This window comes from Halobacterium sp. NMX12-1 (genome assembly GCF_040435975.1).
Lineage (GTDB): Archaea > Halobacteriota > Halobacteria > Halobacteriales > Halobacteriaceae > Halobacterium > Halobacterium hubeiense.
This window is the reverse complement of sequence record NZ_CP159204.1, coordinates 2,341,244-2,358,438: the sequence shown is the minus strand read 5'-3', so window position 1 is coordinate 2,358,438 and position 17,195 is coordinate 2,341,244. Positions and strand designations below refer to the sequence as shown.

The 17,195-nt window shown below is 68.8% G+C and carries 17 protein-coding genes and 1 tRNA gene; 11 read left to right on the top strand and 7 right to left on the bottom strand.

Annotated features, from left to right (window positions below; genetic code table 11):
- Positions 1 to 61: 61 nt before the first annotated feature.
- Positions 62 to 871 (top strand): MarR family transcriptional regulator, encoded by an 810-nt coding sequence (locus ABSL23_RS14305; RefSeq protein ID WP_353634226.1) that lies wholly within the window; start codon positions 62 to 64, stop codon positions 869 to 871.
- On the opposite strand, the gene ABSL23_RS14300 is transcribed toward ABSL23_RS14305, so the two are convergent.
- Positions 872 to 1,195, bottom strand: a complete 324-nt coding sequence (locus ABSL23_RS14300; RefSeq protein ID WP_353634225.1) for a tRNA-binding protein — start codon at positions 1,193 to 1,195, stop codon at positions 872 to 874.
- A gap of 74 nt (positions 1,196 to 1,269) precedes the next feature.
- On the opposite strand from ABSL23_RS14300, the gene ABSL23_RS14295 reads away from it, so the two are divergent.
- The 3 genes from ABSL23_RS14295 (at position 1,270) to ABSL23_RS14285 (ending at position 2,357) form a co-directional block, all read left to right on the top strand.
- A complete protein-coding gene (locus tag ABSL23_RS14295) occupies positions 1,270 to 1,509 on the top strand; it encodes a glutaredoxin (RefSeq protein WP_353634224.1) in 240 nt (79 codons plus the stop codon).
- Positions 1,506 to 2,042, top strand: a complete 537-nt coding sequence (locus ABSL23_RS14290) for a cob(I)yrinic acid a,c-diamide adenosyltransferase (RefSeq protein WP_353634223.1) — start codon at positions 1,506 to 1,508, stop codon at positions 2,040 to 2,042. Before ABSL23_RS14295 ends, ABSL23_RS14290 begins: the two co-directional genes overlap by 4 nt.
- Positions 2,043 to 2,282: 240 nt before the next feature.
- Positions 2,283 to 2,357, top strand: a tRNA-Val gene (locus tag ABSL23_RS14285).
- 163 nt (positions 2,358 to 2,520) lie between these two features.
- On the opposite strand, the gene ABSL23_RS14280 is transcribed toward ABSL23_RS14285, so the two are convergent.
- From ABSL23_RS14280 to sucC, 4 genes are all read right to left on the bottom strand, one after another.
- A complete protein-coding gene (locus ABSL23_RS14280) occupies positions 2,521 to 3,546 on the bottom strand; it encodes a site-specific DNA-methyltransferase (protein WP_353634222.1) in 1,026 nt (341 codons plus the stop codon).
- 44 nt (positions 3,547 to 3,590) lie between these two features.
- Positions 3,591 to 3,788: a hypothetical protein gene (locus tag ABSL23_RS14275; protein WP_353634221.1), complete on the bottom strand. Its 198-nt coding sequence runs from the start codon at positions 3,786 to 3,788 to the stop codon at positions 3,591 to 3,593.
- A 289-nt stretch (positions 3,789 to 4,077) separates the two neighbouring features.
- Positions 4,078 to 4,947, bottom strand: a complete 870-nt coding sequence (gene sucD, locus ABSL23_RS14270; RefSeq protein WP_059057289.1) for a succinate--CoA ligase subunit alpha — start codon at positions 4,945 to 4,947, stop codon at positions 4,078 to 4,080.
- Complete coding sequence (sucC, locus tag ABSL23_RS14265) at positions 4,944 to 6,092, bottom strand: ADP-forming succinate--CoA ligase subunit beta (protein WP_059057288.1); 1,149 nt, start codon at positions 6,090 to 6,092, stop codon at positions 4,944 to 4,946. Before sucC ends, sucD begins: the two co-directional genes overlap by 4 nt.
- A gap of 271 nt (positions 6,093 to 6,363) precedes the next feature.
- Between sucC and ABSL23_RS14260 the strand changes: the two genes are divergently transcribed.
- From ABSL23_RS14260 to ABSL23_RS14235, 6 genes are all read left to right on the top strand, one after another.
- Complete coding sequence (locus ABSL23_RS14260; RefSeq protein ID WP_353634220.1) at positions 6,364 to 7,707, top strand: sodium-dependent transporter; 1,344 nt, start codon at positions 6,364 to 6,366, stop codon at positions 7,705 to 7,707.
- 139 nt (positions 7,708 to 7,846) lie between these two features.
- Positions 7,847 to 9,280, top strand: coding sequence for a sodium-dependent transporter (locus tag ABSL23_RS14255; protein WP_353634219.1), 1,434 nt, complete (start codon positions 7,847 to 7,849; stop codon positions 9,278 to 9,280).
- A gap of 72 nt (positions 9,281 to 9,352) precedes the next feature.
- Entirely contained in the window at positions 9,353 to 10,897 is a 1,545-nt protein-coding gene (locus tag ABSL23_RS14250; RefSeq protein WP_353635386.1) for an acyl-CoA carboxylase subunit beta, read from the top strand.
- A complete protein-coding gene (locus ABSL23_RS14245) occupies positions 10,897 to 11,157 on the top strand; it encodes an acc operon protein (RefSeq protein ID WP_353634218.1) in 261 nt (86 codons plus the stop codon). The genes ABSL23_RS14250 and ABSL23_RS14245 overlap by 1 nt, the downstream gene beginning before the upstream one ends.
- A gap of 91 nt (positions 11,158 to 11,248) precedes the next feature.
- On the top strand, positions 11,249 to 13,084 hold the full coding sequence (locus ABSL23_RS14240) for an acetyl-CoA carboxylase biotin carboxylase subunit (RefSeq protein WP_353634217.1): 1,836 nt from the start codon (positions 11,249 to 11,251) through the stop codon (positions 13,082 to 13,084).
- A 278-nt stretch (positions 13,085 to 13,362) separates the two neighbouring features.
- Positions 13,363 to 15,444 carry a hypothetical protein gene (locus tag ABSL23_RS14235; RefSeq protein WP_353634216.1) on the top strand — a complete coding sequence of 694 codons (2,082 nt, stop codon included), beginning with the start codon at positions 13,363 to 13,365 and terminating at the stop codon, positions 15,442 to 15,444.
- Here ABSL23_RS14235 and ABSL23_RS14230 read toward each other — a convergent pair.
- Positions 15,441 to 15,575, bottom strand: a complete 135-nt coding sequence (locus ABSL23_RS14230) for a hypothetical protein (RefSeq protein ID WP_353634215.1) — start codon at positions 15,573 to 15,575, stop codon at positions 15,441 to 15,443. The two genes, ABSL23_RS14235 and ABSL23_RS14230, sit on opposite strands and share 4 nt — an antisense overlap.
- A 201-nt stretch (positions 15,576 to 15,776) precedes the next feature.
- Here ABSL23_RS14230 and ABSL23_RS14225 point away from each other — a divergent pair, with 201 nt between their 5' ends.
- Complete coding sequence (locus ABSL23_RS14225) at positions 15,777 to 16,727, top strand: biotin--[acetyl-CoA-carboxylase] ligase (protein WP_353634214.1); 951 nt, start codon at positions 15,777 to 15,779, stop codon at positions 16,725 to 16,727.
- On the opposite strand, the gene ABSL23_RS14220 is transcribed toward ABSL23_RS14225, so the two are convergent.
- Positions 16,724 to 17,170, bottom strand: coding sequence for a universal stress protein (locus ABSL23_RS14220; RefSeq protein WP_353634213.1), 447 nt, complete (start codon positions 17,168 to 17,170; stop codon positions 16,724 to 16,726). The genes ABSL23_RS14225 and ABSL23_RS14220 overlap by 4 nt on opposite strands.
- Positions 17,171 to 17,195 lie beyond the last annotated feature (25 nt).

Sequence of the window (17,195 nt, the reverse complement as noted above, 5' to 3'; positions counted from 1 at the left end):
CGCAACCGAGAGCGCAATTTGGACAAAGATACTTGAACTCGGGACACCTCAGGTATCGGTAATGAGCGATTCGAGCACCGTCGGGGAGCTGGGGGTCCTCCGGAGCAAGCGCAACGCCACGCGGTATCAGATACTCGTCGAAATCGCCGAGCGCCAGCCCGCGGTCAGCCAGCGCGAAATCGCGGAAGCTATCGGCGTCACCGCGCAAGCGGTCAGCGACTACCTCGGCGACCTCGTTGAGGACGGCCACGTGCGCAAGCACGGCCGCGGCCGCTACGAGGTCACCAAAGAGGGCGTGGACTGGCTCATCTCCGAGACCGACGACCTCCGGTCGTTCGTGGAGTACGTCTCCGAGAACGTCATCGAGGAGGTCGAGGTCGACACCGCCGTCGCGACCGCCGAAATCGAGGAGGGCGAGCGCGTCTCGCTGGCGATGCGGGACGGCGTGATGCACGCCACGCCCGGCGACGTCGGGAGCGCCACCGCGGTCGCCGTGACGGCCGCCGAACCGGGGCAGGACGTGGGTGCCGCGGAGTTCGAGGGGATGCTCGACTACCAGCCCGGCGAAGTCACCGTGCTCTCGGTCCCGACCGTCCGGGACGGCGGGAGCCACGCGCTCGCCGACGACGCCGTCGAGGACCGGCTCGCCGACCACGACCGCGTCGCCGCCGCGGGCGTCGAAGCGCTCGTCGCGGTGCGGGACGCCGGCGTCGAGCCCGACATCCGCTTCGGCACTCCCGAGGCCGTCCCGGAGGCCGCGAGCAAGGGGCTGTCCGTGTTGCTCGTGGCGACGACCGACCGGCTCTCCGAGCACACCGACCCGCTGCGCGAGCGCAACGTCGGCTACGAGGTCGTCGAGGCCGGCGAGTAGTCAGTAGAGTTCGCCGCCCAGCGGCACGTCCTCGTCCGGGCCGACGAGCACGGGATTTCCGTCCTCGTCCGGGACGCCGACGGTGAGCACTTCCGACTCGTAGCCGGCGATGTTGACGGTGCCGAGATTCGTCGCGCACAGCACCTGCCGCCCGACGAGGTCGTCGGGGTCGTAGTTGTAGCCGGTCTGGGCGGCCGACTGCACCACTTCGTCGCCGAAGTCGATTTCGAGTTTCGCGAGCTCTGGTTTGCGGGCTTCCGGGAACGGTTCCGCGGCGACGACTTCGCCGACGGCGAACGTCGTCTCGAAGAGGTCTGATGGCACGCCCGACGCGACGGCGTGCGGGGGCAAAACGGTTCGGGACCAACTACTTTGCCGCCGCCGCGCCAAGGGACGGTATGGGCCTGACACTCTACGAACTGGACGGCTGCCCGTACTGCGAGAAGGCCGCCGACGCCCTCGACGAGGCGGGCGTCGACTACGAGACGGTGTGGGTGGACGCGATGCACTCCGAGCGAAACGAGGTCAAGCGCGTGAGCGGCCAGCGCGGCGTCCCCGTGCTCGTGGACGACGACCACGGCGTGACGATGGCCGAGAGCGAGAACATTCTCGACTACGTGGAACGGACGCTCGCATGAAGATTTACACGCGTCGCGGGGACGCCGGGCAGACCGACCTCCGGGACATGACGCGGGTGTCGAAGACCAGCCCGCGCATCGAAGCGTACGGCACCGTCGACGAGGTGAACGCGCTGCTCGGGACGATTCGTCCGACCGGCGTCGACGAACTCGACGAGTACCTGGAGGCCGCGCAGAACCACCTCCACGTCGTGCAGGCGGACCTCGCGAACCCCGAACCCGAGGAGGGCGACCCGGTCGTCACCGACGACCACGTCGACGAGGTCGAGGCGTGGATCGACGCCTGCGAGGAACAGCTGGAGCCGCTGGAGTCGTTCGTCCTGCCGGGCGGCAGCGACGCGGGCGCGAGCCTCCACCACGCGCGGACGGTCTGCCGGCGCGCGGAGCGCCGCGCGGTCGCGCTCGCGGACCACGAGGACGAGGTCAACGAGACCGCAGTCGCGTACCTGAACCGGCTCTCGGACGCGTTATTCGTGTTCGCGCGGCTGGCGAACCGGAGAGAGGGTGTCCGCGAGGAGTCGCCGTCGTACTGACGGCGCGCGGACGAGATGATGATGCCTTCGTCCCGGTGCGGGACGCGGTTGGTGCCGACGGGTGACAGGGTGGGACAGACGCGGTCGGACGGCCGGCGGCGCCCGCCGCTCGATTTTTAGGTTGGCCCAAAACAACTAAAATCTATCGGTGCCGGGCATCGGGTCCGGGTTCGGCGCGTCGCCGCGCCCGCCGACTAAACGCAAGTCTTAATGGCGGCCTGCGGGTACTACCTGGTGCGCGGGTCGGTGGTCTAGTCCGGTTATGACGGCTCCTTCACACGGAGCAGGTCGGCGGTTCAACTCCGCCCCGACCCACTTCTACCGAAGCAACGACCGCGAGCGACCAGCGTGTCGCTCGCGTCGTTCGAGGGTGTGTGCGGTCGGAAGGAGTTGAACCCTGCAAGTCGCGCGCAGCGTCGCGAGCACGTCTTGCTTCGGTTCAACTCCGCCCCGACCGTCTCGCTCCGGCTCGAATCCGCTACTCCTCGTAGGGTTCGTGGATCGCTTCCCAGCCGTCGAGCGTCGGTTCGACGTCCGCGACTTCGTAGAAGCGAATCCCCTGTTCTTGTTTGGTGCGGACGCGCGTGTCGTAGTGCTCGGCGGCGTACTCGAAGTCGTCGTCAGAGGATTCGACGAACGCGCGGTGGTCGTCGAGGCGGCTGGCGGCGAACTCCCGGGAGAGCGCGGGGGCGTCGCGGATGCGGTCGTCGAAGGCGTCCGCGAGGCCGTCGTCGCGTTCGACGCCGACGGAGTGCCGGCCCGCAATTGCGGCGGCGAGGCTCGTGGTGCCGGTCCCCCAGAACGGGTCGAGGACAGTGTCGCCGTAGACGGAGTACATGTTCACGAGTCGGTACGGGAGCTCCAGCGGGAACGCCGCGGAGCGCTCGCGCAGTTCGGGGTCGGCGAGCGGCTGGTGCTCGCCGTTGAGGTCGTCCCAGACGTCGGAGAACCAGCGGTTGCGCTCCTCCCAGAAGTACGCGGCCTCGTAGCGGCGCTCCGCGCGCGGTTCGAATTCGCGGCGCTGGCCGTTCCGGAACACCAGCAGGTGTTCGCGTTCGAGCGTGACGTACGCGTTCGGCGGCACCATCCCGCTGCCCATGAACTTCGCGGTGGAGTTGGCGGGCTTGCGCCAGAGCACGCCCGGGAGCGGGTCGAAGCCCAGCGACTCGAAGGCGTCGGTGACGCGGGCGTGGTTGTCGTAGACGCGGAACCGGCCGAGGTTGCGGGTGGCGTCGCCGACGTTGACGACGGCGATGCCGCCCGGAGCGAGCACGCGCGCGACTTCCGCCCACGCCTCGTCCAGCACGGAGAGCATCAGGTCGTGGGCGCGGTCGCCGTCGCCGGCGTCGAGCGCGTCGCCGATAGCGGGGTCAAGGGCGGCGAAGACGTCGTCCCACATCTCAATCATGGGGTACGGCGGCGACGTGACCACGAGGTCCACGGAGTTGTCGGCGAGCGGGAGGTCGCGCGCGTCGCCGACGTGGACGCGGTGGGTGGTCTCCATTCACTCAGTGGTCCGGGCGCCGACACGTAGGCGTTTCGCTGGCGTCAGGCGTCGCTCATGCGGCGCGCGTCGGTGGCGTCGCAGACCAGACACCGGCTCACGCGGTAGGGCTCCCGCGAGCAGCCGGGGTTGTCCGCGGCCGGGTTCTCGACGCGGAGTTCGATGCGGACCGCGTGGCGGGTCGGTCGGTCGCAGTCGTTGCAGAACTCCCGGAGCGTCGGGTCGGGTGCGGTGGTGGTCATCGTACTCGCTCTCTCGACCGCCCGCCACATAAACCGGGGAAACCGTGGCCGTCGTTTCACGCCGCTTAACGCGAGTTAGGACAGTTTACCGACGCGGTTCGCCGCGGAACCAGAACTGCTGGCCGCGGCCGTTGGACCTAACTTCTCGCGTGGTGTGCGTTCACACGCCGGTCGCGTGGCTCGGCGAGGGGTGTCCGAGCGCGAAGCGACCTGCTCCGTCCTCACGTTTCTCACCGGGTAGCCGCGGCTCTCGGCCGCTCGGCTCCGAAAGAAAAGCGGCGCGCGCCGACTACAGCAGCTCTTCGATGTTGTCCGCGACTTCCTCGGGGGTGTCGCCGACGGGGACGCCCGCCTCGTTGAGCGCGTTGATTTTGGACTCCGCGGTGCCGGTGCCGCTGCCGGAGACGATGGCGCCCGCGTGGCCCATGCGCTTGCCCGGCGGCGCGGTGCGGCCCGCGATGAAGCCGGCGACCGGCGTGTCCATGTTCTGCGCGATGTACTCGGCGGCCTCCTCCTCGTCCTCGCCGCCGATTTCGCCGCACATCACGACGGCCTCGGTCTCCTCGTCCTGCTCGAACAGTTCGAGGGCGTCGATGAAGTCCGTCCCGATGATGGGGTCGCCGCCGATGCCGATGGCGGTGGTCTGGCCGATGCCGCGCTGGGTGAGCGAGTCAACGACCTGGTAGGTCAGCGTGCCCGAACGGGAGACGAGCCCGACCTTCCCCTCCGAGAAGATGTTCCCGGGGAGGATGCCGAGCTTCGCCTCGCCGGGCGTGATGATGCCCGGGCAGTTCGGCCCCTGCAGGCGCGTGTCCGTCTCCTGCAGACGCTTGTTCACCTTCGCCATGTCCTGCGTGGGGATGCCCTCGGTGATGGCGACCGCGAGGTCGAGGTCCGTGTCGAGAGCCTCGAAGATGGCGTCCCCGGCGAACGCCGGCGGCACGAAGATGACGGAGGCGTCAGCGTCCTCCTCCTCGACGGCGTCGTGGACGGTGTCGTAGACCGGGACGCCGGCGACCTCCTGGCCGCCCTTGCCCGGCACCGCGCCCGCGACGACGTTCGTGCCGTAGTCGATCATCTGTTCGGCGTGGAACTTCCCTTCCCCGCCGGTGATGCCCTGTACCACGACGCGGGTGTCGTCGTCGACTAGAATGCTCATTGTTCTGCCTCCGTGTCAGCGTATTCGACGGCGCGCTGCACGGCGCCTTCGAGCGTTTCCTCGACGGTCACCAGCTCGTCGTTGAGAATCTCGCGGCCCTCCTCGGCGTTCGTGCCGGCGAGCCGGACGACGACGCGCTTGGGAATCTCGTCGAACTGTTCGAGCGCGGCGTTGATGCCCTTCGCGACCTCGTCGCCCCGGGTGATGCCCCCGAAGATGTTGAACACGACGCTGTCGACGTTCTCGTCGCTGAACACCATGTCGAGGGCGTTCGCGACGCGCTCGGCCTTCGCGCCGCCGCCGATGTCCAGGAAGTTCGCGGGCTTGCCGCCGTAGTAGTCCACGAGGTCCAGCGTCGTCATCACGAGCCCGGCGCCGTTGCCGATGATGCCGACGTTGCCGTCGAGGCGCACGTAGTCGAAGCCGTACTCGTTGGCCTTGGCTTCGAGGTCGTCCTCGGCGGCCTCGTCCTCCATCTCGGCGAGTTCGGGCTGGCGGAACAGCGCGTCCTCGTCGATGTTCATCACGGCGTCCGCGGCGATGACCTCGTCGTCGGCCGTGACCATCAGCGGGTTGATTTCGACGTCGCTGCCGTCGCGGTCCTCGAAGAGGTCGTACAGCGTCGTGAGGATGGACGCGACGTCGCCCGCGACCTCGCGGGGGATGCCGGCGTCGTAGACGACCTTCCGCGCCTGGAAGGGGTGGAGGCCGAACGCGGGGTCGACGTGCTCCCGGGCGATTGCCTCGGGGTCTTCCTCGGCGACTTCCTCGATGTTGACGCCGCCCTTCTCGGAGACCATCACGACGGGCTTGCCCTCGCCGCGGTCCATCGTGACGCCGACGTACAGTTCGTTCGTGAAGTCGACTGCTTCCTCGACGAGAACTCTATCGACGGTGTACCCCTTGAGGTCCATGCCGAGAATCGCCTCGGCGGCCTCGCGGGCTTCGTCGTCGTTCTCGACGAGCTTGATGCCGCCGGCCTTCCCGCGGCCGCCGACGTGTACCTGGGCCTTCACCGCGACGGGGTAGCCGAGGTCACTCGCGGCCTCGACGACCTCGTCGACGGACGTGGCGAGCGTCGACCCGGGGGTCGGGATGCCCGCCTCGGCGAAGACCTGCTTCGCCTGATACTCGTGGAGCTTCATTTTGCACTCGGAAGGCTGTCGCGGGTTCGCATAAAGCCAACCCTTCTCACTCACCCCTGCCGCTTTCCTGCGGTTGGCTCTGTGACACGATTCGAGGTCGCCGCTGTCGGCCGATTTAAGCGCTGTTCCCGGCCTGTCGAGTCCCCTCTCGCGTGAGCGAGCGAACGAGAACGACGACGGCGAGCGGCGCTCGCTGGCCGGGGAGTGCCGCGGGACGCGTTCTCAAACCGTACGCTTTTTAAATGGCGGCGTGGGTACGCCGTGGTACACCATGACAGAACGAGAAACCTGGGCGACGAGACTCGGATTCATCCTCGCGGCAGTCGGGTCGGCCGTCGGCCTCGGGAACATCTGGCAGTTCCCGTTCAAGACCGGAACGAACGGCGGCGCGGCGTTCGTCTTCGTCTACCTGCTGGCCGCGCTGCTCATCGGCCTCCCCGCCATCCTCGGGGAGTTCGTCGTCGGGCGGCGCGCGAACATCAACGCCGTCGAAGCGTTCGAGCGGCTGAAACACCCCGCGTGGACGGTCGTCGGCGCGCTCGGCCTGCTGACTGGCCTGTGGATTCTCTCCTACTACAGCGTCGTCGGCGGCTGGGTCATCCGGTACATCTTCGGGAGCGCGACCGGCGCGTACTTCGGTGACGCCGCCGGCTACTTCGCGTCCGTCTCCGCCGGCTGGGAGGCCATCGGCCTCCACGCCGTCTTCATGGCCGTCACCGCCGGCATCGTCGCGTTCGGCGTCGAGGACGGCATCGAGAAGGCGACGAAGCTGATGGTGCCGTCCATCGTCGTCATGCTCGTCGGCCTCGCCATCTACGCGTTCACCCTCGACGGCTCCGCGGCCGCGTACAGCTACTACCTCTCCCCGGACTTCGAGTACCTCGCGAACAACCTCGGCAGCGTCGTCCCGTTCGCCGTGAGTCAGGCGTTCTTCTCGCTGTCGCTGGGGATGGGCGCGATGATAACGTACGCGTCCTACCTCGGCGACGACGACAGCCTCCCCGCGGACGGCAGCCTCGTCGTCGTCCTCAACACCGCGGTCGGCCTGCTCGCCGGCCTCGTCGTCATCCCGCTGCTGTTCGTCCAGTTCGGCGGCGTGCCGGACGCCGCGGCCGGCGGCGGCGCGGGCGCGCTGTTCGTCTCCGTCGCGCAGGCGTTCGCTGACCTCGGCACCGCCGGACAGGCGCTCGGCGCCCTGTTCTTCGCCGTCGTGCTCATCGCCGCGCTCTCCTCCGCGATTAGCCTGCTGGAAGTCGTCACCTCCTACGTCGTGGACAACTACGGCTACAGCCGCCCCGCGACCGCGTTCGGGTTCGCCGGCAGTCTGTTCGTGCTCGGGACGCTGGCGGCGTGGAACACCGCGTGGCTGACGTGGTTCGACACGCTCGCGTACAGCGTCCTGCTGCCGCTGTCGGTGCTGCTCGGCGTCGTCTTCGTCGGCTGGGTGTACGGCCCGCAGGCCGTCGACGAGATCAAGAAGGGCACCAGCGGCGGCGAGACGTTCGCCACCGCGTGGCTGTGGTCGATTCGGACGTACGTGCTCGTCGGCGTGTTCGTGACGCTGTACCTCGGCGTCACCGACATCTACGCCGCGCCGCCGATTCCGGGACTCTAGGAACCGTCACCGGCGCCGCGATTTTGGCGCCGACCCATAGTTCTATAACGGTCTTTTAGCGTCGTTCCGCCGTGCTTTCTGCGGTTTGACGGTTCGTCAGTCGCAACCCTCAAATGCGGGGGGTTGCTACGCCGTGACAATGACACGCGAGTCCTGGCAGACGCGAATCGGGTTCATCCTCGCGGCCGTCGGGTCGGCCGTGGGGCTCGGGAACCTCTGGCGGTTCCCGTGGATGACAAGCGAGAACGGCGGTGCGGCCTTCCTCCTGGTCTACCTCGGCGTCGTGTTGCTCGTCGGCGTCCCCGGCCTGCTCGCGGAGTTCGTCATCGGGCGACGCTCCCGACGCAACCCCGTGGGCGCGCTCTCGGACCTCTCGAACTCGAAGTACTGGTCGGCGTTCGGCCACGTCTTCGTCGTCACCGGCGTCGTCCTCCTCTCGTTCTACAGCGTCGTCGGCGGGTGGATTCTGCGCTACTTCGCGGAGAGCTTCACGGGCGCGTACTTCGCCAACCCCGGCGCGCACTTCGACTCCGTCAGCTACGGGCTCGACGCCGTCGGCTTCCACCTCCTCTTCCTCGGCGTCACCGCGCTCGTCGTCCTCCGCGGCGTCCGCCGCGGCATCGAGCGCGCGACGAAACTGATGATGCCCGCCATCGTCGCGTTGCTCGTCGCGCTCGCGGCGTGGGGGCTCACCCTCGACGGCGCGGCCGAGGGCGTCGCGTTCTTCCTCTCGCCGGACGTCGGCTTCCTGCGCGCGAACTTCTTCGACATCCTCCCGCAGGCCGCCGGCCAGGCGCTGTTCACGCTGTCGCTGGGCGCCGGGACGATGCTGACCTACGCCTCCTACCTCGGCGAGGACCGCTCGCTGGTCGCTGACGGCACCGCCATCGCCGTGCTCAACACGCTCGTCGGCGTGCTCGCGGGCGTCGTCGTCTTCCCCATCCTGTTCGCGCTCGGGTCCGGCGCGGGCGCCGGCGGCCCGGGCGCGCTGTTCGTCAGCCTCGCGGGCGCGTTCGCCGCGCTCCCCTACGGGGAGGTCGTCGGCGTCGTGTTCTTCGGCGTCGTGTTGCTGGCCGCGCTCTCCTCCTCGATCTCGATGCTGGAGATTCCGGTGTCGTTCCTCGTCGACGAGTACGGCGTCTCGCGGCGCCGCGCCGTCGCCGGCCTGCTCGGCGTGTTCGCCGTCACCGGCAGCGTCTGCGCGCTCGACGCCGGCGTCTTCGGCGTCGTCGCCGGCCCGCTCGTGGACCTCCTGCTGACCGGCGGGCTCGTCGGCTTCCTGCTGTTCGCTGGCTGGGTGCTCGGCACGGCCGCCGTCGAGGAACTCCGCCGCGGCGCCGGCTCGTTCGCGCAGTCCGTGGCGACGCCGTGGCTGTACGCCGTCGGCGTCGTCATCCCCGTGTTCCTCATCTTCACGTTCGTCTCCGGGCTCGCGGGCGCGCTCGGCGTCGCCGTCGGCCCGCTGTCGCTGCTCGGCGTCACCTTCGACCAGACTCGCGTGTTCCTCGCGGTCACCGTCGCGGTCGCCGTCGCGTCGTTCCTCGGCCTGCGCCGCTCCCGGTCGGTCCTGTAAGCTACCGTCGCGTGCGGCCGTCTCGGAATCCTTTTGCCGCCGGTGGGGGAACGGTGTCACAATCAGATGACGATGGAAGAGCGCATCGAGGAACTGCGCGAGAAGACCGAGCGCGCACTCCTCGGCGGCGGCGAGGACCGAATCGAGTCCCAACACGACAAGGGGAAGATGACCGCCCGGGAGCGCATCGACTACTTCCTCGACGACGGCACGTTCAACGAGTTCGACCAGCTGCGAACCCACCGCAGCCACAACTTCGGGATGGAGGAGAAACAGCTCCCCGGGGACGGCGTGGTCACGGGCTACGGCGAGGTGAACGGCCGCACCGTCTTCGTGTTCGCCCACGACTTCACGGTCTTCGGCGGCAGTCTCGGCGAGGTGTTCGCCGAGAAGGTCACGAAGGTCATGGACAAGGCCGTGGAGGTCGGCGCGCCCGTCATCGGGCTCAACGACTCCGCGGGCGCCCGCATCCAGGAGGGCGTGGACGCCCTCGGCGGGTTCGCGGAAATCTTCACGCGCAACGAGAAGGCTTCGGGTGTGGTCCCCCAGATTTCGGCCATCATGGGGCCGTGCGCGGGCGGCGCGGTCTACTCGCCCGCCATCACGGACTTCATCTTCATGGTGAAAGACACCAGCCACATGTTCATCACCGGCCCCGACGTCATCGAGACAGTCACCGGCGAACAGGTCGGCTTCGAGGAACTGGGCGGCGCGACCACCCACTCCTCGGAGTCCGGCGTCGCGCACTTCGCCTGCGACAGCGAGGAGGAAGCCCTCGACAACATCAAGCGCCTGCTCTCCTATCTCCCCCAGAACAACGTCGAGGACCCGCCGCGCGTCGAGCCCTACGACGACCCCGAGCGCCGCGACGACGCCCTCGAAACCATCGTCCCCGACGAACCCCGCAAGCCCTACGACATGACCGACGTGGTGGGCAGCGTCGTCGACGAGAACTCCTTCTTCGAGGTGCAGGAGAACTACGCGAAGAACATGGTCGTCGGGTTCGCGCGCCTCGACGGCCGCTCGGTCGGCGTGGTCGCCAACCAGCCCCGCGTGAGCGCGGGCACCCTCGACATCCAGGCCTCCGAGAAGGCCAGCCGGTTCGTGCGGTTCTGTGACTCGTTCAACGTCCCCATCGTCACGTTCGTGGACGTCCCCGGGTTCATGCCGGGGACCGACCAGGAGCACAACGGCATCATCCGCCACGGCGCGAAACTACTGTACGCGTACTCGGAGGCCAGCGTCCCCCTCCTGACGGTCATCACGCGGAAGGCCTACGGCGGCGCCTACGACGTGATGGCCTCGAAGCACCTCGGCGCGGACGTCAACTACGCGTGGCCGACCGCCGAAATCGCCGTGATGGGGCCGAAGGGCGCGGTGAACGTCCTCTACCGCGAGGAACTGGCGGACGCCGAGAACCCCGACGAGCTCCGCGACCAGCTCATCGACGAGTACCGCGAGGAGTTCGCCAACCCCTACACGGCCGCGGACCGCGGCTACCTCGACGCCGTCATCGAACCGACGGAGACGCGCCCGCGCCTGATTCAGGACCTAGAGATGCTGGCGAGCAAGCGCGAGGACTCGCCGGACAAGAAACACGGCAACATCCCCCTGTGATGGCTACCAGCGACCTCGACATCTCCGTTCCCGACGACGCGACCGAGGCGGAAGCCGCCGCCATCGCGGCCGCGGTGAGCGCCCACCTCGCGCGCCTCGAAGCCGAAGCCGCGGCCGCCGAAGGCGACGAAGAATCGTGGGACGACGAGAAGTGGACGTTCGCGGGCCGCCTCGAAGCCGTGGACGGGCGCGCGGACCGCGTTCCCGACGGCGCGCCGACGGACCCGTGGACAGCGGCCGGCCGCAGCGACCGATTCTGAGCGACGACGCTCGTTCTCGAAGTGCGACCGTTTGTCGGCCGGATTCGAACCGACAGTATGAGTAGGGCGTCCGCAGAACGGTCTCCCAAGAATGTTCGAGAAGGTTCTCGTCGCGAACCGCGGCGAAATCGCCGTCCGCGTGATGCGGGCGTGCGAGGAACTCGGTATCGAGACGGTCGCCGTCTACAGCGACGCCGACAAGCACTCCGGGCACGTCCGGTACGCCGACGAGGCGTACAACGTCGGCCCCGCCCGCGCGGCGGACTCGTACCTCGACCACGAGGCCATCATCGACGCCGCCCGGCAGGCCGACGCGGACGCCATCCACCCCGGCTACGGCTTCCTCGCGGAGAACGCCGAGTTCGCCGGGAAGGTCGAGGAGACCGAGGGCGTGACGTGGGTCGGCCCCTCCGCCGACTCGATGGAGCAGCTCGGCGAGAAGACGAAGGCCCGACAGACGATGCGCGCGGCAGACGTCCCTATCGTTCCCGGGACAACCGAGCCCGCCGAGTCCGCCGAGGAGGTCGAGGCGTTCGGCGACGAGCACGGCTACCCCGTCGCCATCAAGGCGGAGGGTGGCGGTGGCGGCCGCGGCATGAAAATCGTCCACAGCGCGGAGGAGGCCGAAGAGCAGTTCGAGTCCGCGAAGCGCGAGGGCGAGGCGTACTTCGACAACGACAACGTCTACCTCGAACGCTACCTCCAGAACCCGCGCCACATCGAGGTCCAAATCGTCGCCGACGAGCAGGGCAACGTCCGCCACCTCGGCGAGCGCGACTGCTCGCTGCAGCGACGCCACCAGAAGGTCATCGAGGAGGGCCCCAGTCCCGCGCTCACGGACGACCTCCGCGAGGAAATCGGGGAGGCCGCGCGCCGCGGCGCCGACACCGCCGGCTACACGAACGCCGGGACCTTCGAGTTCCTCGTGGAGGACGACCCCGACCGGGAGGCCGGTGAACTGCTGGACGCGGACGCGGACTTCTACTTCCTCGAAGTCAACACTCGGATTCAGGTCGAGCACACCGTCACGGAGGAGCTGACGGGCATCGACATCGTGAAGTACCAGCTCCGGGTCGCCGCCGGCGAGGAACTGGACTTCGCCCAAGACGACGTGGAACTGGACGGCCACGCCATCGAGTACCGCATCAACGCCGAGAACGCCGCCGACGACTTCGCGCCCGCAACCGGCGGCAGCCTGGAGACGTACGACCCGCCGGGCGGCATCGGCGTGCGCGTCGACGACGCGCTCCGGCAGGGCGACGACCTCGTCACCGACTACGACTCGATGGTCGCGAAGCTCGTCGTTCACGGGAGCGACCGCGAGGAGACCATCGCGCGCTCGGAGCGCGCGCTCGCCGAGTACGACATCGAGGGCATCCCGACCATCGTGCCGTTCCACCGGCTGATGCTCACCGACGACGCGTTCGTCGGCGGGACGCACACGACGAAGTACCTCGACGAGCACCTCGACCCCGAGCGCATCGACGACGCCCAGGAGAAGTGGGGGACGGAGGCCGCGGGCACGGAGAGCGACGAGGAGGTCGTCGAGCGCGACTTCACCGTGGAGGTCAACGGCAAGCGCTTCGAGGTCGAACTCGAGGAGCGCGGCGCCGCCCAGCTCGCGGTCGGCGGGTCCGACAGCGGCGCCGGCCGACCGCCCGAGACCGCCGGCGGGAGCGGCGACGAGGACTCCGAGACGGTCGTGGAGGGCGGCGGCGAGACCGTCGAGTCCGAGATGCAGGGGACGATTCTCTCGGTGGACGTCGCGGAGGGCGACGAGGTCGAACCCGGCGACGTGCTCGTGGTGCTGGAGGCGATGAAGATGGAGAACGACGTGGTCGCCTCCCACGGCGGCACCGTCACGCAGGTCGCCGTCGAGGAGGGCGACAGCGTGGACATGGGCGACGTGCTCGTCGTCATCGACTGAGCGCCGACGCCCGAATTTTTATTACCTGTACTATCCCTCTGTGACATAATGCCGGGGGTGGCGGCGTCGTCGTGCGACGACCCGTGGGCGCTCGTTGACCTGTCAGCCGTCTACAGCGCTGGCTGCCGCGGGTCCGCGCCGCCACTCGACGCCGCGCCGCGGCCGGGAGGCACCGAGCAGCGTAACCGTAGCGGCCCCGCTAGGCTGGAGCACCGACGCACCATGGGTGGCGACACCAGCAGCGAGCCGACTCACCGACGAGACGCGCGGGTAAAGCGATGAGGCCGGAGTTCGAGCCGCTGGTCGACCCGGACGGCGTCCTCGTGCGCGACCCCATCGAGAACGCGCAGTTCGAACTGTACACCGACCGCGTCGTCGACCCCGTGGAGACCGACACCGACCAGTTCGTCCTCCCGGTGGACAGCGCCGTCGCCATCGAGGCCGGGAGACTGGAGATTCCGCGGCTGGTGAACGTCTTCCTGTGGGACGACGACGGGACGATGGTCGGCGAGTCCGTCAACCAGCAACACACCGAGCACGCCAGCGGGTGGTACTCGCTGGACCTGCCGCTCGGCCCGATGAAACTCCAGATAGTGGCGGAGAGCGGGCTGACGGTTCGCCGCTCGGAGAACGCGACGCAGGTGGAGTTCGCCGGCGAGACGCCGCTGTTGCTCGGCGTCCGGTCGCTCCACGAGTCCCCCGCCGGCACCATCACCATCGGCGACGACGTCGAGGACGCGATGCGCGCCGTTGCGCTCAGTGGCTCCGCGCTGAAGACGACGTCCCCGGAGCGGTCGTTCCCGTCCCTGCGCGGCCACCCGCCGCTCATCGAGCGCGCCGACGGCTTCGACGCGCCGGACGCCTTCGAGCGCCCGGAGACCGACGTCGCCATCGAGATTCCCCGCGACTACGGCGACCTCTTCCGCGTGAGTTCGCTGGCGTACTACCTCGGCGCGGACGTCGTCCCCGGCGACGACCGCGTGCTCGACGTCGCGGGCGAGCGCTACGACCTCGACACCGACCGCGGCTTCGAAGCGGAGGTGTCGAACCTGCTCAAGCACGTTTTCTTCCTCGACTGCGTCACCCGCACGGAGGGGTTCTACCCGGTGAACCTCCACGAGCGGAACGTCGTCGAGCCCGACCTCCCGTTCGACTCGGCGGCCGTCTACGACGCGACGCCGGCCGAACGCCTCCGCGCGTACCTCGACGTCCCCTACGAGGTCACGGCGCCACACCTCCCGCAGTGGAAGCTCACCGCGGACATCGAGCCCGACCCCGACCACGTCGAGGCGATTCCGTTCGTCGCGAACGAACTCGCGACGGTGAGGATTCCCGAGGACGAAGAGGACCCCGACGTCCACGACGAGCCCGAGGCGCTGACGGAGTTCTACCGGGCCGACGGCGCGACCGTCCGCAGCACGGCCGGCGAGGAGGCGGCGGCCGACTGGTCGAACGTCGTCAAGCCCGACGAGACGGACGCAATCGAGCACGCGTGGATTGCGGAGGGGTTCCCGCTGGGCGCGAGCAAGACCCGCGTGGAGTCGTACCTCCGGCGGCTCGACCGGCCCGCCCGCGACCAGGACTCCATCAGCATCGACATCGTCTGCAACGAGGACGAGATGAGCGAGGAGGACATCGTCGAACAGTTCTACGGGACGCGGGACGTCTTCGAGTTCGACATCGCGGTCCACTACGACCTCACCGGCGACGAGCTCGCCGACGTCCTGCGCAAGGACACCGACTTCCTGCACTACATCGGCCACGTCGACGAACGGGGCTTCCAGTGTGCGGACGGGATGTTCGACGCGCGGACGCTGGAGGAGGTCAACGTCGACGCGTTCCTGTTGAACGCCTGCAAGTCCTACGAGCAGGGGGACGCGCTCGTCGAGCGCGGGAGCTACGGCGGCATCGTCACGCTCGCGAACATCAGCAACGACCCCGCAGTCCGCATCGGTCGCGCGCTCGCTCGCCTGCTGAACAACGGCTTCACGCTGCAGGCCGGGCTGTCGGTCGCGCGCCACGTGACGCTGTTCGGGAACAAGTACATCACCATCGGCGACGGCACGCTCCAGTTAGTCCAGAGCAAGGATGGCACGCCGATTGCGACCGAACTTGTGGAGACCGCCAGCGGTTACGAACTCACGGTACGGGGCTACCCGACGCCCCGGTCGTCTATCGGCTCGCTGTACCTCCCTCACATCAAGGAGAACACTACGCAGTACCTGAATTCCGGGGTCGTCGATACGTTCGACGTGACGACAAGTGACCTGCGCGAGTTCTTCAACCGCGGCGTAGTCCCCGTGCTGTTCGACGGGGAACTCACGTGGAGCGACGAGCTACTGCAGAACGAGGGCGTTTAGGGACCGCTCGTGGTGGTTCCGTGGGCTGCTGCTGCTGCGCCCGTCGTCGACAGGAACACCATCAGGCTGAACAGCACGCCGACCATCCGGGGGTTGTCCTCGAGGAACTGCGTGAACTTGTTGTCTGACATCGTCTACTCACACCGTACACCGCCCGTATATTCAATCTATTTGAAGATAACCGAGATAAAATATACCGAAATTACTCGTAGGAAAGCTGTTCGGGGGACAGAGCCGGCCCGAAACGCTCGTCTCGGGGTTCGGCGGGGCGGTTCTTCAGCCTTTCCCGCGAATGGCGGGACTTTTGCTGGCAGAGCGGGAACCTCCCCACGATGAACGAGACGCGCCGCGCGGTCTTGGACGCGCTCGCCGACGGGCCCGTGGCCGGTCCCGCGCTCGCCGACGACCTCGGCATCTCGCGGACCGCGGTCTGGAAGCACGTCGAAGCGCTCCGCGAGGCCGGGTTCGCCGTCGAGAGCACGGGCGACGGGTACGTACTCGCGGGCGTTCCCGAGTACGGCGCCGAAGCCGTCGAGTTCGGGCTGGACGTGCCGTTCGACGTGGCGTACCACGACGCGCTCCCGAGCACGAACGACCGCGCGCGGGAACTCGCCGCCGACGGTGCCAGTGACGTGGTGGTGCTCGCGGACCGTCAGACCGGCGGGCGCGGGCGGCGCGGCCGCGAGTGGTCGTCGCCGTCCGGCGGCGTCTGGATGAGCCTCGTGTTGCGGCCGGACGTGCCGCCGGCGCGCGTCCCGCTGGTGACGCTCGCGGCCGCGGTGGCGGTGACGGACGCCGCTCGGGAGGCCGGCGTGGACGCCGCAATCAAGTGGCCCAACGACTGCATCCTCCCCCGCGAGGGGAGCGAGCGCGGCGGCGACAAGCTCGCGGGCGTCCTCACCGAAATGGAGGGCGAGGCGAGCCGGGTCTCGTGGGTGGTCGTCGGGGTCGGAGTGAACGCCAACGTCGAGCCCGAGGAACTGGCCGGGGACGCGACGAGCGTGCGCGCGGAAGCGGGGGACGTCGAGCGCCGCGCGTTCGTCCAGCGGTTCCTCGAACGGTTCCACGAACTCCGCGACGACCCCGACGCCGTGCTCGACGCGTGGCGGGACCGCGCCGCGACGCTCGGGCAGCGCGTCCGCGTCGAAACCGCCGACGGGGACGTGGTCGGCGACGCCGTGGACGTCACCGAGCACGGCGCGCTCGTCGTGGAAACGGCGGACGGCAGAACGGTCGTCCACGCGGGGGACTGCAAGCACCTCCGGCCGGCCGACGGCGCCTAGCTCTCGTCGTCGACGCGCACCGTCAACACCGGCACCGACGACGACCGGACGACTTTCTCCGCGACGCTCCCGAGCAGCAGCCGGTCGATGCCGCCGCGGCCGTGCGTCCCCATCACGACGAGGTCGCAGTCCTCGTCCTCGGCGTACCGGACGATTTCTCTGCTGGGGTTGCCGTCGACGAGCGCGCGCTCGACGGGGACGCCGCGGTCGTCCGCCAGCGCCTCGACGTCGTCGAGCGCGGCGGCGCCCTCCTCGTTCATCATCGCGGCGACGCTCTCCCACGAGGACTCCATCGGGAGCCCGGAGAAGCTCGCGGAGTTGACGACGTACAGCGCGTGGACGGTCGCGTCGTGTTCGGCGGCGAGGTCGATGGCGTGTTCGACCGCCTCCCGTGTCTCCTCGCTGCCGTCGGTCGGCACGAGGATGCGCTCGTAGCGGCCCATGTGTGTGACCGATTGTCGGGGAGCG

Bases quoted from the DNA above. Each gene is read 5' to 3' on its own strand.
- ABSL23_RS14280 (WP_353634222.1), bottom strand. From the start codon at position 3,546: ATGGAGACCACCCACCGCGTCCACGTCGGCGACGCGCGCGACCTCCCG.
- ABSL23_RS14255 (WP_353634219.1), top strand. From the start codon at position 7,847: ATGACACGCGAGTCCTGGCAGACGCGAATCGGGTTCATCCTCGCGGCC.
- ABSL23_RS14250 (WP_353635386.1), top strand. From the start codon at position 9,353: ATGGAAGAGCGCATCGAGGAACTGCGCGAGAAGACCGAGCGCGCACTC.
- ABSL23_RS14220 (WP_353634213.1), bottom strand. From the start codon at position 17,170: ATGGGCCGCTACGAGCGCATCCTCGTGCCGACCGACGGCAGCGAGGAG.
- ABSL23_RS14245 (WP_353634218.1), top strand. From the start codon at position 10,897: ATGGCTACCAGCGACCTCGACATCTCCGTTCCCGACGACGCGACCGAG.
- ABSL23_RS14305 (WP_353634226.1), top strand. From the start codon at position 62: ATGAGCGATTCGAGCACCGTCGGGGAGCTGGGGGTCCTCCGGAGCAAG.
- ABSL23_RS14295 (WP_353634224.1), top strand. From the start codon at position 1,270: ATGGGCCTGACACTCTACGAACTGGACGGCTGCCCGTACTGCGAGAAG.
- sucD (WP_059057289.1), bottom strand. From the start codon at position 4,947: ATGAGCATTCTAGTCGACGACGACACCCGCGTCGTGGTACAGGGCATC.
- sucC (WP_059057288.1), bottom strand. From the start codon at position 6,092: ATGAAGCTCCACGAGTATCAGGCGAAGCAGGTCTTCGCCGAGGCGGGC.
- ABSL23_RS14260 (WP_353634220.1), top strand. From the start codon at position 6,364: ATGACAGAACGAGAAACCTGGGCGACGAGACTCGGATTCATCCTCGCG.
- ABSL23_RS14290 (WP_353634223.1), top strand. From the start codon at position 1,506: ATGAAGATTTACACGCGTCGCGGGGACGCCGGGCAGACCGACCTCCGG.
- ABSL23_RS14240 (WP_353634217.1), top strand. From the start codon at position 11,249: ATGTTCGAGAAGGTTCTCGTCGCGAACCGCGGCGAAATCGCCGTCCGC.
- ABSL23_RS14225 (WP_353634214.1), top strand. From the start codon at position 15,777: ATGAACGAGACGCGCCGCGCGGTCTTGGACGCGCTCGCCGACGGGCCC.
- ABSL23_RS14235 (WP_353634216.1), top strand. From the start codon at position 13,363: ATGAGGCCGGAGTTCGAGCCGCTGGTCGACCCGGACGGCGTCCTCGTG.
- ABSL23_RS14230 (WP_353634215.1), bottom strand. From the start codon at position 15,575: ATGTCAGACAACAAGTTCACGCAGTTCCTCGAGGACAACCCCCGGATG.
- ABSL23_RS14275 (WP_353634221.1), bottom strand. From the start codon at position 3,788: ATGACCACCACCGCACCCGACCCGACGCTCCGGGAGTTCTGCAACGAC.